The following is a 13,162-nucleotide window of genomic DNA, read 5'->3' on the forward strand; positions in this document are numbered from 1 at the left end:
CATGCTTAACACTCCGATTGCAGCCGTCGAATCCGGCGACCGTGTCCAACACAACAGCAGCGCACCCTCCGGCGGTTTAATCGCCCCGCCTGCGACCATCGATTTTGAAGCCATCAAGCGCAGCATCCGGCGTAACCGCTGGATCATCCTGGGCGCGATTGGCTTGGCGATGGCAGCAGGCATCATCATCACCATGTTGATGAGGCCCGAGTTTACCGCCAAATCTTCGGTTCAGATCGAGCAGCGGTCCGAGCGTATTCTTGACAGTGAAGAGCTGCAGCCAATGGTCGCGCCGCAGGAATCCGAACGCTTTCTGGCAACCCAGATCGATATTCTGTCCAGTCGTCGCCTCGCGCTGAAACTGATCGAAGCCGAAGGTTTGCTGACCGATGCCGATTTTCTTGCCGTCGCAGGGGTTTCCGATCCGGGCGAAATGACTGAGGCACGCCTGCGCGAGACCTTGATCAATTACCTTAGCGACAGGTCGAATTTTGACCTGCCTTATGACACGCGGATCGTGAATATCAGTTTCACCGACCCATCCGCAACACGTGCGGCGAAGATCGCCAACGCTTATGCCGAAGTGTTCATTCAGGACAATATCGACCGCAAAATCGAAAGCGGCGATTATGCGCGCACCTTCCTTAATTCACAGCTGGCCGACGCCAAGCTGAAGCTTGAAGAATCGGAACGCGAACTCAACAGCTATGCCCGCGCCTCGGGCGTAATCCAGCTGCCCGAAAAAGAGGGCGTCCAAGGCATCTCAGACACGATCACCACGCGCACGCTAGTTTCGCTCAATGATTCCGCCAGCGCCGCTGAGGCACGCCGCGTCGAAGCCGAGGCCAATTGGCGCCGCGCTTCGTCGACCCCTGCCAATCTGCTGCCCGAGGTGCTTACCAACAGCGCCTATCAGGCGTTGCAGGCCGAACGCACCCGCGCGGTTGCCGATCTCGACAAGGAACTGGCGGTCCACAAGCCCGACCACCCCAATGCGCAGGCCATTCAGGCCCGGCTTGATGCGATCAATGAACAGGGCAATCGCATTGCCGCGCAGATCAAGGGCAGCATTCGCGCCGGATATGATTCGGCGCGCGCGCAGGAAGCCACTTTAAAGGACCGCGTTGCAGCCTTGCAGGGAGAATTCCTTACCGAGCAGGATCGCAGTGTTCAGCAGAACATCCTCAAGCGCGAGGTGGACACCACGCGCGTGCTCTATGACGACCTGCTCCAGCGGGTAAAGGAAGTCGGCGCGCAGACCAGTATCACCGCCAACAACATCACGCTGCTCGATCAGGCGACCCCGCCGCTGCGGCCCTCTTCGCCGCGCGTCGCGTTCAACATGATGCTGTCGCTGTTTATCGGCATCGTATTGGCAGCGCTGGCAACCGCGATCCGGACCTTGGCCGATGACCGGCTGCGCTCCGCAGTCGATGTCCAGAACCGGCTGCACATTCCGGTGCTGGGCTCCATCCCCGCTTACACTGGCACCGATGAGGTCTCCGAAGTCTTCGAGGATCCGAAATCGGAGCAGTCGGAAGCAATCCACTCGCTGCGAACCAGCTTCCTGCTGCGGATGGGGACCATCGGCAAACGGTCTGTTGTCGTCACCAGTTCGGAACCCAGCGAAGGCAAGAGCACCACGCTGCTGGCGCTGGCTCGCGACCTTGCGCGGCTTGGCAAGCGAGTGTTGCTGGTCGATGCCGATCTCAGGCGCCCGCGTCTGCATCACCTGCTGAAAATCAGTGACCGGACCGGACTGTCCGACGTGCTGGCAGAAGCGGTGCCGGCCGCCCAGGCAATCCACCATATCGGCAGCGGCGTTGATGCCCTGCTCGCCGGTTCGACAATCGACGATTCGGCTTCAGTGCTTAATTCAGAACGCTTTGTCCTGTTCACCAAACAGCTTGAAGACGAGTATGACTTCGTCCTGTTTGATGGCCCGCCAGTGCTCGGCCTGGCGGATGCACCGACGCTTGCGATGCATGTGGGCGCGGTCATCTTTGTGCTCGAATCCGATCGTGCACGCGTGGGCAAGGCGCGGATCGCGCTTGGCCGCCTGACTGCCACCGATGCGGTGTTGCTCGGCGCGCTGTTGACCAAGGTGGATCTCAACCAGGATGGTTACGGCTACGGCAGCAATTATTACGAATACGCATCGTCGGAAGCCTGATGCAATTTCACGCCACCATTCGGCGGCCTATGCGTCCGGCTGTCACGTTCGCATCTGGGTGACCGGGCGATGAGCGTGAAGAACATTCTGTTCGCGAGCGATTTCGCGAACATTAATGGTGGCCAGGCTAAGGTCGCTATTGAAGGTGCGCGGCTGTTGGCGGATGTCGGGAAGAAAATCCTGTTCTTTGCCGCCTCTGGCGAACCGGACCCCTTGCTCGATCACCCCAATATCGACGTCGAAATTCTTGGCCATGCCGACATCCTTGCGGAACCAAGCCGCATCAAGGCAGTCACACGCGGTATCTGGAATGGCGCGGCACAGCGGCGGCTCGCCGAACTCGCGGCAAAATTCGATCCCGGCACCAGCCTGTTGCACTGTCATGGCTACGCCAAGGCGCTGTCGCCCGCGATTGGTCCGGTGCTTACCGACGGACCGCTACGTGCAGTTTACACCATGCATGAATACTTTCTCGCCTGCCCGAACGGCGGGTTTTACGACTATCAGCGTAACGAGATCTGTCACCGCCGCGCGCTGGGGCCTGCATGCTTGACGACCAATTGCGACGTGCGCAAGCCGTCGCACAAGGCGTGGCGCGTGGCGCGGCAGGCGGCCACCTGGAGCGCGGGACGGATACCGCGCAAGCTTAGTGATGTAATCTATATCTCCGAGACTCAGCGCCGGGCGATGGCACCCTATCTCTCGCCCGCCACGCGGCTTCACCACGTGCCCAATCCTGTCAACGTGGATGGTTTGTCGACAGTCGATGCTGCGAGCAACAGCGTGTTTCTGTTTGTCGGCCGCCTCAACCCGGAAAAGGGCGGCCTTGCCTTCGCACGCGCGGCCCGGGCAGCGGGTGCCGAGGCGGTGTTCGTTGGTGATGGGGCAGAGGCTGACGCGATCCGCGTGGCCAATCCCGAGGCCACGATCACCGGTTGGCAGACCCCGCAGCAAGTCAACTCCTGGCTGGACAAGGCCCGTGCGCTGGTCTTTCCGAGCCTGTGGTACGAAGGCCAGCCTTTGGTGCCGATGGAGGCGATCTGCCGCGGCGTGCCGGTCGTCACCAACAGCTGGAACGCGGGTGCCGAATTCGTTGAGGATGGGGTGTCGGGGACAATATATCACGATCAGGCACCGGCAGCTCTCGAAGCGGCATTGGCAAAAGTGCGGCAACTCGACAATTTCGACCCTCAGCCGTATCGCGAACTGGTCAGCCCTGAGAAACATCGTGATCGCTTGATCGCGCTTTATGCCAATTTGCTGGGTGATAAATAGCGTGCAACAACGACCACCAAGACAGAGGAGCGGCGCGTGATACTGGCATTGATGACGTATTGCATGAGCCTTACCGTTCTGGTGTTCTGCGCCTACAATTTTTATCGGAACAGCCGCATGGCGGGCCTGGCTGTGTGTATTGTTATCGGGATTCAGGCGTTTGTTCGGCCGCTGCTGTTTTTTCTCGGCCTTGATGTCCCATCGCCGCCGCAATTCTTCAACCCGGATTCGTGGACGCTGGTAGCCTATGCCAGCGCGGTGGCTGCAATCTGGGTCGCTCTGCTGACGCTGAGCTATTGGGCCTTTTCCAGCAATTTGCCTTCGCGCGGAATTTTTCCCGCAGAGCCGCACGCCGCAACGATCGGGCAGATCCTGGCAGTCGGTATTGCAATCACCATTATCAACGCCTTCGCCACCCTATATCTGGTTTACGAATGGGGCGGGATCGGCCGGTTTATCTATGCCGTAAAAACCGGCAAGGAACTGAAGGGCGCCTATGTCATCCGCGAAATCGGGACCACAGCAGTAGGGACGCTCGCGGTGGCGCTGATCGCGATGGGGAAGGTGCAAAAAACTGCGCTGGAGTACCGGCGCGGATTGGTGATCATAAGCCTGATTATATTTCTGATCCTGCTCAACTTCGCGGTCAATTTCATGTGGGGCAATCGGCACAATATCGCCGTTCTGACATTGGCGGTGCTGATGGGCTGGCACTTCTGCATATCGGGCAGCAAGCTGTCTCGCATGGCCTGGCTCAGTGTCGGGGCGCTTGCAGCGCTGATCGGCCTGCGGTGGGTACGCTCGGATCTGACCACCGAAGCCGCTGGTATCACTCTCAAAAACACCATGCCTTTCTGGCGCGAGACATCTTACAGCCTTCACTTCGCCCAGTTCGACGGCCTTATGCTGGCACTTCGCGATGCGGGTGAGAGATTCGAGCTGCGCTATGGTCAGGATTTCGTCAGCGGTCTGCTCGCGTGGGTTCCGCGGCAGATTTACGCGGGCCGCGAAACATACATGGTAGGCGGATGGTTTAGGCGGAATTACGAGCCCGACAAGGTCAATGGCTGGACACTGACCCAGATCGGGGATTGGTACGTAAATTTCTCCTGGCCAGGCATTTTTCTCGGCGGGCTGCTATCGGGCTTGCTGGCTGCGGCCATTGACGCCGCTTATCGAGACCGCAGGATTTCGCCCTGGGCCGCCGGTATCGGTGCCGTCATTTCCTTCCGTATGCTCGATGGCGGCTTCGATTTCGGAACGCTCCAGAACTATGTCCTTTTCGTAGTACCCTTCTTTCTGGTGGCGATTACCCTGCGTTTGATGAGCGCTTTCGGTCTGGGCGGCGGGGCCCAAACGCCGTCATATCAGGGGCTGCCGCCACCTGTGCAAAGCTGACACCTGACACGCCCCGCGCACTCTACAATTGCTGGGCCAGGTCAGTTTTCAGGCTCCCGATCGGGTTGCGCCGCCCCACTGCCAGCCCGAGACAACCGATATTCGCCAAACCCCAAGCTATCGCAAGAGACAGAAATATCCGTCGATGAATAACCGCAATCTCATCCTGGTAACCGGCGCGCCGCGCACGGCCACTACCCCCGTCGGCAATATGCTCGCCACCGCACGGCGGGCTGTCACGCTGTACGAGCCGCTGGGTCCAACTGGTGTGCAGGGCGTGGATGCATGGATGCCAATGGTGGGCGATGGACTTGGGCTCTCCGCCTCCGCGGTCGACCAGCTGATTTCCGATCTGTCCGGACTGCGCCCTGGCCCACTCAAGACGCAGCAGCGACCGCGCCAGGACTTTAGCCTGAAGCGCGCTCTGTTCGGCAGCCGTACGTTGCATTCATTTCGCCTTGCGAGTCTGCAACCGTGGTCTCAGGCAGTCATCTGGAAGGACCCGCACGCCAATATGTTGGCCACAGATGTAGCGCTGCGCGGCGTTCCGGTGGTGGTCACCGCACGCCGCGCCAAGGCGCATGCCTCCAGCTATCGCCGATTGGGATGGGTCAGCCGCGCGGCGGAAATCTACCCGCGCTGGGCACAGCGTTTCGGTGCCTGCCCGGTCGTCGAGGGCGCGCTTGGCAAGGCGCAGGATTCGATCATCTCCTCAGCCCTGATCTGGCGGATGAGCTATCTTCCCCTGATCCGCGAGAACTGCCTCGACCGGGTTCACCTGGTCACTTCCGATGCCTTGGTGGCCGATGAACGCGCCACATATACGCGCCTGTTTGATCGGCTCGGCCTCGTCCAGACTGCGGCGACGGAAAAACTGCTGACTGCGGAAAAATCAGCGACGCGTAGCCGGCCAGACAGCAAGACATCGCATGACTGGACCCGTTCGGTCGCGGCGGTAAATTCCTACTGGAAAGAGCTGCTGACAGATGACGACGCGGCGCAGGTTGATCGGCTCACCGGCGATGTCGAGGAAGCGTTGTTCGGCTCAGTCCAGAGCTGAGGGGATTTTCTCATCATCTTTGAGGACCGGCGGCGTGGATGACTTGGCCCGCAGGTACCAGTACTGTATCAGAACCCGCACCGCCGTCAGCGCGGCAAGCGCCATGCCGATCCCGACCACGCCGCCAAATTTTGCGCCAATCAGCGTTGCCGGAACGGTCAGGATCACCATCACCAGCTGAATTTTGCTGAAATCCATAAACCGGCGCTGGGATGCCAGCGCCGTCTGTAGCACGCTGGCGACCAACCGCAGGCCGATGGCAAGCGCGATCCAATTGAACAGCGTACCGGCAGCGGCATATTCCGGACCGAAGGCCAGCCCCAGCAGCTGGCGTCCAAGCAGCAATGCTACGGCGCAGCCCACAATCCCAAGCCCCAATGCAACGATGACCATGCGCCCCAGAATGCGGCGATATTGCGCAATTTGCCCGCTGGCCCACAAGCGGCTTAATCGCCAGCTGATTGCCTGATCGACGCTGTGGAACAGGGTGATGGCAGCACGCTGGATGTATCCCACAACGGTCAGCAGAGCGAGCGCGCGGACGTCCATGGTGGCTTCGACCACCAGCCGGGGGATACTGACCTGCGCTACTGAAAAGAACTGTCCGATGCCCAACGGTGCGCTGCCCAACCCCAGTTTCCAGACCCGCCGCCAGTCGAGATCGAACGTCAGCTTCTCGCCGATCGAACGGACTTTGGGCAAATCGTAGAAAAACAGGATCAGCGACCATACCAGCGTCTGCGTCCAGAGCGCGATTTCCGCCGATCGCGTATACCACAGCACGGCGGCGAACACGATCAGGGTAGCGGGTCCGCGGGTCAGTAACGAGCGGGCGATATAAGCGATTTTGCCCGCACGCTGCATCGCTCCGTAACAGAGGTTAGCCTGCATTTCGGTGATTTTCTGGAACACCAGTGGCAAGGCAATCAATAGATATTCCGGCTTGAATGTAGCGAAGAAGCCGACCAGACCGATCACCAGAATAACCGACATAACCAGGCGGACACTCATGAAAGTGCCAAAGCCATGCTCGCCGCGTGCATCGGTGGCGAGGTTGCCGCGCAGACCCAACAGGCCAAGCTGGTAAAGCGGCTGGATAATCGCGTTGGCATAACCGAATGCCGCAACGGTCGCGATATCCGTCAGATAAGTCAGCAGCGAAAGAATCACCAGCTGGCTGAGCAGATAAACCGTATTGGCGCTCGCCAGCGTGCCGACCTGTTTGACGAGCTTCATCTGTTCAGCAACCTTCAGGCGCTGTGCGAAGAGAGGCCAAGTGCCTTGAGTCGGCGCTGGTCCTCGACAAAGGCGGAATGCAGACGGGCCTTGGTTTCTGCCGAAATCTGCGGCTTCTGCGCCGGGCGTTCATTCAGACTGCGAATGGCATAGCCGAACCTGTTACGAAACTGCCGGGGGAGCAGAACCTGGGCGATCCGTTTCAAAGGATTGTCATGCGCCAGCAGCCGGAAAAACCATTTTGACCGCGGCATCGACGCAGGATTGGCATGAATGGCCTTTTCTGCCGGAAAGGGCAGGGTCAGCCCGATAAAACTGGTCAGCTGCGCCTTCACCTGATCGAAATCGCGCAAATCCTCCTGACGCATCACCAGCATCCTCTCGCGGCCCAATATGGCAAAGGCGCGTTCGAGCTGTTCGCCATATTTGCCGACTTCGACATAACCGTGTCGCCACCAACGGCCGCCCTCGGCCTTCACTGCGTTCATTCGCTCTTCCTCGGCATCGAGCGCGTCCTCGAACGACAGCTCTTCATCCATCACCCGCTGGCGATGCGCATAGGCCGAGATCGCCCGCGCAACCGGCTCGCGCAGCACCACAATGAATTTGGCATCCGGCTCCGCATATTCGGCGACCCGACGCAGGGCCTCCTCGCTGACGAGGATCGCGGGCGTCGCATCCAGCCAGATGCGCGCCTGGCGCGCCTCGTGCGAGGAGTAAAACTCATTATGGTACCACGCGGCACCATTGCGGTACTGCTTATCGTCGCTGAAGAAGTGCGTTTCCTTGATCGACGGGCCAAACACCTCGGGATGCCCTTCAAGCAGCTTGGACAGGCTGGTCGTCCCGCATTTGAGAACCCCTAGGATAAAGAGATTTACCTTCTTCTCGCTCACGCTTCGCTCCTAAGTGCGTCTTGGTGGTTCAGCTATAGACTGGCAAATATCGCCAGACATTTCTGGTGGCCTGCCGAATTGCCACGCCATGCGGAAAATACTGTCAGTCGGAAAGGGGAGCACCAGCACCTGGCGCCCCGGCCAGAGGCTTTTGCACGAATATCGCCAGTACCTTGGCCATCGACTTGGGCAACACCCAATCGACGGCTTGCCACAGCCGCGCCAGTGCAATTTTGTTGCCGTGATAGGCCGCCGGCCCATTGAAATAATAGCTGGCGTTCTTCCAGCCGGGGAAATGTCGGCCAACGTCAGAAATCGTGTTGAGCTTGTAGCAGGTCGGGAAGGTATCGCGCTCTTGCCGCGATGGCACGACATGGCGCAGCACGGCGCTGTGCAGGTGGTTCGGCACCATCCGCGCAGCCAGCGCGATCGGCCCATTCTTGTTGGGTGTGAGGCTGCAAAACCAGCCGCCCGGCTTCAGGATGCGGGCGATTTCGCTGCTGTAGAAACCGGCATCGGCAATATGTTCGGCGACCCAGGTGCTGTAAACCAGATCAAAGCTGTTGTCCGCGAAGGGCAGCGGAGCACCGATGGGCGCATAATGCCTGTCATCGGTCTCGATATTTTCCAGCACCGCCTCATCCACGTCGAAGGCGGCAAACCGGTCTACATAAGGCTTCAGATCAGTGTGCACGCGCAGGCTGGGAGGATCAATTTCGGCAAATTTTCCGCGCCCGGCACCGAAATCAAGCACCGCAGCGCCCGGAGGAAGCAGCGAGCGAATCCGCACAAATAGCTCCATCCTCGGGTGACTGCGGGCAAACCCTCCGGCAGCGGTTTCAGGATACAGGCGCTCAACAAAATTCACGTGACGTTCCCTTGCGATAGCTGTTGCGCGGTGATCTAGCGCACTTGCCTGCGCCAAGCACCAACAGAATAGTTGTTTGACTGGTCAATTGCCGCGTTTCGCCAGATAGGCGTTCCACACGGCGATGTCCGGGGCGCACAACGCCTCGACCTTTGCCCGGATCACCGGATCATCAAGCTCGTTGCGCCGGACAGCAGTGCGACTGCGGGCATTCTCGTGGCCAATTTTCACTTTGACGCCCAGTTCGCGGCGAATGTCGGTTTCGAAACGCGGCAAGTCTGCAAGATCGCCCACCACCGCAAACTTGTCGAGGTTGGCGATGGCAGCAGCGACCGCTTCGTCACTGTAAGACGGGATTTCCTTGGGCAGGCCGCACAGGTTTTCCACGAAGGTCGCCCCCACCAGGCGCGCGCGCTCAGTGTCCAGGAATGGTTCGAAATCCTCTTCGATACGGCCGAATGCGCCGGACTTGCCGTGGCTCCAATGGTAATGAGAGACAAACCGCTTCACCGGCTCGCGCAGGATGGTGATGAATTTGTAGCGGTCCTTGAAATGCTCCCACGCAATGTTCGAAAAACGCACGTGCAGCGACAATCCGCGCACGTCGTGGAACATGTGATAGAGCAGCATCTGCTCGCGCAGGTCGAACACGTCTACCATCATATCCACGCGGTCGTTGCGGCCAGTAAAGGCCTGAAACGCGCGGAAGGTCTCCTCGGGCGTCACAGTCGCCTGGCTCAGGAGATAGCGCTTGCGCAAAGCCCTTCCAACCGACGTCCCACCGCATTTGGCGATATGATGATAGACGAAGCGCTGGGGCAGAAGGCGGTCCTCCAAGCCCTGTTTCATCTGCTTGATCCGGTCGACCGCGCTCATGGCTGCTGTCCGTCCTGTACTGGGGCGAAAATTACGCCGTAGCGCTCCGCCAATTGGGTATTCGCGGCGGCAAATTCATCGCGCAGTCCGGCGATCAGTGCTGCATCGCCAAGGTCGCGCCCGCTTGCCTTGGGCGCCGTGTTCAGCTTGCGATACAGGCTGCGCGCGCCGCGATAGAGTGCGCCCTTGGGCAGTTTCTCGCGGATCGCAACATTGAGCCGCTGAAGCGCGCGGTTGCGGGGCACATAGGTCTCGTTCTCGCGCGGGAATGTGTAGCTGTCGTAGAATGCCGGATCGAGGCCGACCCATGCGGCCACGCTCTTGGTAAAGCCGATTTCATCCGCCAGCAATTCGTCAAAGCCGCGCACCATCATCCGCTCCTCACCCAACGCAGCGCGCCAGGGGTCGAGGAATTCGGCATAGCGCGCATAGGCAAGCGCGTTCTGTGCAAGCTCGTTGCCGCCAAAGCTGTGGCCACCGGCGCGAACCGCGACGAGAAAGTCTGCGAAGGACATCTCTGCCGGGATCCAGCTCCAATTGTTGCGGAAATAGGTGTAGAGCGAATGCACCTGCGCCGCCGGTTCGCGCAAGATAAACAGGCACTTGGGTAGCGTTGCCAGCGTCGGAATATGCTCCAGCGCAGTGCGTGAATAGAGGTACGATGGCGTCGATTCCACGATCACATTGGGCGCATCGCCTGTGGTAATGGTGAATTGATCGGCCCAGCTTTCCAACCCAGCGGCAATATGCGCCTTGGGCCGGTGCATATGCGTGCCCGGATCGACGAAGAAATAGGTTTCCTTCTCGCGCGGGCCGGCGGCATCGGGATGGTCCGCAATCCATTGATGGATCGAGCTGGTGCCCGCTTTGGGCGCACCCGCAATGAAGAAATTCGGCAACCAGTCAGTCATCGCCGTGCTCTCATAATGTCTTCCAGCAATGCGGCAAGTTCTCCCGCCCAGCGTTCGCTGGTGAAGCGGCTTTCGTATTGCGCCCGGCACGCAGGGCGCATCGCTGCGAGTGCCGCGCCGTCCAGCGCCAGCAAATGCTCCTCGATCCGGTCCAGCGGGAAGACCACGCCGGTCGCCCCGCTCTCGACCAGATCAGGCAAAGCGCCGCGGTCGCTCACGAGCACGGGGGTGCCATTGCGATAGGCTTCGGGGACGACCAGGCCGAACCCCTCCCAGCGTGACGGCACGATCAGCGCATGGGCGGCGGCATACCAGCGGTCTATGTCTGCGCCGCCAACCCAGCCGGCCTGATGGATGCTGTCCGGGATCGCCAAATCCTGATCACCCAGCACGCCGCCGCCGACCAGATGCAGGCGCAGTTCCGGACGCTGCTTCGCTGCCCGGTCGAAAGCGGACACCAGCAGATCGGTGCCCTTCTGGCGGTCGAACCGTCCGACAAAGAGCAGGTGTATCTCGCCGGCAGCCTTGGCGAAGGGCGGCGGATCTGCTTCCCCCAGACTGTCAGACACAGCGTTTTCGATCACGACATGACGCCCGCGATAGCCCAGTTCGTGGGCCAGCCGCGCATCATGGGCGGAAATGTTGACCACGGCATCGGCCAGCCCGGCGAGCCGCCCCTCGACCAAGCGGATTGCGCGGCCCTTGGCGCCGGACTGCGTTTCCAGCCGCGATACTGCCCAGCCATGCGGGCAATACAGCGCGGGGATGCGCGATCCCGAAGTCCTGAGCGCCAGCAGCGCCAGCAGGCTGAAGGAGGAATGGAAGAACAGCACATCGGGTCGGTCTTCGCGAATGGCGCGGCGCATTGCGGCGACCATTGCGGCCAGCCCGCCAGCACTGCGCCCGCCCGCATAGGGACGCAGCGCGGCGTCTTGCGGGAAATGGCCGGTCTGGCTTTCCGGCACCAGAAAGCTGCTGCGCGCGCCTGCCGGTGCCGCAGTGTCGAACATCTTGAGATAGGTGGCGATCCCGCCCGTCGCGGTCTCGCAGACATGCAAAACTTTCATCGGATGGTCGTCATTGGCTCTCGGGCTGGAAAGGCTGAGCGGAAGTCGATCCGTATCACGTGATCGACCCATGACACGAAGAACCTCTTCGCACGTGCGGTATGGCTAGCCCATAGCTGCGGCGATGGCCAGCATGGAAACCGCCAGAGCGAGGGAGAATGTCCTTTGACAGCAAAGATGGACTCAGAACGCCAGAACAAATCGTGATTTGTCAAAACCGACTGACAGAGGTTTGGACCGATGCGCCCAAATTTTGACACCCACGGTGACCGACGCACCCTTTTCAATAGGTTAGGCCGGAGGCCGATCGTCTAGCTCTTCGAAGCCTGTGGCACGCAAAGATCCGAGATGCCGATCAGTACCTTGCCCGCGCCTCGCCGCTGGCCGCTATCTGGCTTACAAACTGAAGCTGAGCGGTCTTGATGCGTTCCCCAGCACAGCCTTGGTTGCGGGCACGCTGGCCGTGCCGTTCTCGCACTTCTTCAAAAATCAAGGCAAGCTGAAAGGTGGTCATCGGCGCGAGTTCGACCCGAGACCTTAGACGCTCATCGATTTTGGCGATCAGGATGGGCCGCTCATACGCTGTCGCGGCAGCCAGGGCTGCGGCGATGTCTTGAATGCTCGCTATCCGCTTGCGGGCCAAGATGATGGGCATGAAAGCGATTGCGATCAACGCAAAACCGGGCGTCGCTAAGAGTGCAAATACTGGCCCTTTTCCAGCGGCCCAAAGTCCAGAAGAGATTGCCACCAACAGCGCCGCCCCTGCACCAACAAAAAGGGCGAGCGGGAACAGGACAGACACTGGATGTCGACGAACGAAGAACCTCGCATGCGCAACCAGCGACGGAGTGGAAACCGCCGTGTCTTCCAAAACAGGAGCGTCGCCGTGATCCATACATAAATCCTTACGCGAGCGCGTAGAGGTCAGCGTGCAGATTTCGCTCCGATCAATTCGGCTGCAAAATCTGGGTCCTGCATCATCCCTCTAAGCCATTTGTCTCGTACGCCTACTAGCGCGAGGTAGTCCTCTCGGGACATTACGACATGGGTCGGTTCGCTCGTGCCGTCATCGCAAAGTCCGACTGGCCGCCCGCTAGCGCCGACTGGACTTGTAACGGTTTTGTGCCGGTCACTTGAGAGTTTAACACTCTATCAAGGAGGCCGACGAGATGATGAAGCATACAGAAGAGTTCAAGCGGGAAGCGGTGCGGATTGCGCTGGCCAGCGGGCTGTCGCGTCGGCGTGTTGCGTCAGATTTAGGGGTGGGATTGTCGACGCTGGGCAAGTGGGTCGCGCAATATCGGCCCACTGATCTGGTAGCCGCGCCGCAGGCGGATCTGGCCCGTGAGAATGAACGTCTGCGCCTGGAGAACCGGATCCTCAAGGAGGAGAGGGAGATTTT

The 13,162-nt window shown here is 60.1% G+C and carries 12 protein-coding genes; 5 read left to right on the top strand and 7 right to left on the bottom strand.

All coding sequences use genetic code 11. The features are described from left to right. Position 1: 1 nt before the first annotated feature. From FEV51_RS10930 to FEV51_RS10945, 4 genes are all read left to right on the top strand, one after another. Positions 2-2,173, top strand: a complete 2,172-nt coding sequence (locus FEV51_RS10930) for a GumC family protein (protein ID WP_138618855.1) — start codon at positions 2-4, stop codon at positions 2,171-2,173. Positions 2,174-2,242: 69 nt separating this feature from the next. Further along, a complete protein-coding gene (locus FEV51_RS10935) occupies positions 2,243-3,448 on the top strand; it encodes a glycosyltransferase family 4 protein (RefSeq protein ID WP_138618857.1) in 1,206 nt (401 codons plus the stop codon). Between the two features lie 63 nt (positions 3,449-3,511). Then, positions 3,512-4,846 (top strand): oligosaccharide repeat unit polymerase, encoded by a 1,335-nt coding sequence (locus tag FEV51_RS10940; RefSeq protein ID WP_171033113.1) that lies wholly within the window; start codon positions 3,512-3,514, stop codon positions 4,844-4,846. Positions 4,847-4,991: 145 nt separating this feature from the next. Next, the gene (locus tag FEV51_RS10945) at positions 4,992-5,906 is read left to right on the top strand and encodes a sulfotransferase (RefSeq protein ID WP_138618861.1); all 915 of its coding nucleotides are present in this window, start codon (positions 4,992-4,994) and stop codon (positions 5,904-5,906) included. Here FEV51_RS10945 and FEV51_RS10950 read toward each other — a convergent pair. The 7 genes from FEV51_RS10950 to FEV51_RS10980 all read right to left on the bottom strand — a co-directional run bounded on the left by FEV51_RS10950 (position 5,892) and on the right by FEV51_RS10980 (position 12,655). Next, complete coding sequence (locus FEV51_RS10950) at positions 5,892-7,142, bottom strand: lipopolysaccharide biosynthesis protein (RefSeq protein WP_138618863.1); 1,251 nt, start codon at positions 7,140-7,142, stop codon at positions 5,892-5,894. The genes FEV51_RS10945 and FEV51_RS10950 overlap by 15 nt on opposite strands. A 14-nt stretch (positions 7,143-7,156) precedes the next feature. Further along, on the bottom strand, positions 7,157-8,038 hold the full coding sequence (locus FEV51_RS10955) for a sulfotransferase family protein (RefSeq protein ID WP_138618865.1): 882 nt from the start codon (positions 8,036-8,038) through the stop codon (positions 7,157-7,159). Positions 8,039-8,141: 103 nt separating this feature from the next. Beyond that, positions 8,142-8,906, bottom strand: a complete 765-nt coding sequence (locus FEV51_RS10960) for a class I SAM-dependent methyltransferase (RefSeq protein WP_138618867.1) — start codon at positions 8,904-8,906, stop codon at positions 8,142-8,144. 84 nt (positions 8,907-8,990) lie between these two features. Further along, positions 8,991-9,782 (bottom strand): sulfotransferase family 2 domain-containing protein, encoded by a 792-nt coding sequence (locus FEV51_RS10965; RefSeq protein WP_138618869.1) that lies wholly within the window; start codon positions 9,780-9,782, stop codon positions 8,991-8,993. Continuing rightward, positions 9,779-10,693 (bottom strand): sulfotransferase, encoded by a 915-nt coding sequence (locus FEV51_RS10970; protein ID WP_138618871.1) that lies wholly within the window; start codon positions 10,691-10,693, stop codon positions 9,779-9,781. The genes FEV51_RS10965 and FEV51_RS10970 overlap by 4 nt, the downstream gene beginning before the upstream one ends. Continuing rightward, complete coding sequence (locus FEV51_RS10975; protein WP_171033114.1) at positions 10,690-11,760, bottom strand: glycosyltransferase family 4 protein; 1,071 nt, start codon at positions 11,758-11,760, stop codon at positions 10,690-10,692. The genes FEV51_RS10970 and FEV51_RS10975 overlap by 4 nt, the downstream gene beginning before the upstream one ends. Before the next feature lie 355 nt (positions 11,761-12,115). After that, positions 12,116-12,655: a hypothetical protein gene (locus FEV51_RS10980; RefSeq protein WP_138618875.1), complete on the bottom strand. Its 540-nt coding sequence runs from the start codon at positions 12,653-12,655 to the stop codon at positions 12,116-12,118. 274 nt (positions 12,656-12,929) lie between these two features. On the opposite strand from FEV51_RS10980, the gene FEV51_RS10985 reads away from it, so the two are divergent. Beyond that, a partial coding sequence (locus FEV51_RS10985; RefSeq protein ID WP_222927442.1) for a transposase occupies positions 12,930-13,162 on the top strand: 233 nt, incomplete at its 3' end.

Source organism: Qipengyuania marisflavi (assembly GCF_005884405.1).
In the GTDB taxonomy this organism is placed as follows: domain Bacteria; phylum Pseudomonadota; class Alphaproteobacteria; order Sphingomonadales; family Sphingomonadaceae; genus Qipengyuania; species Qipengyuania marisflavi.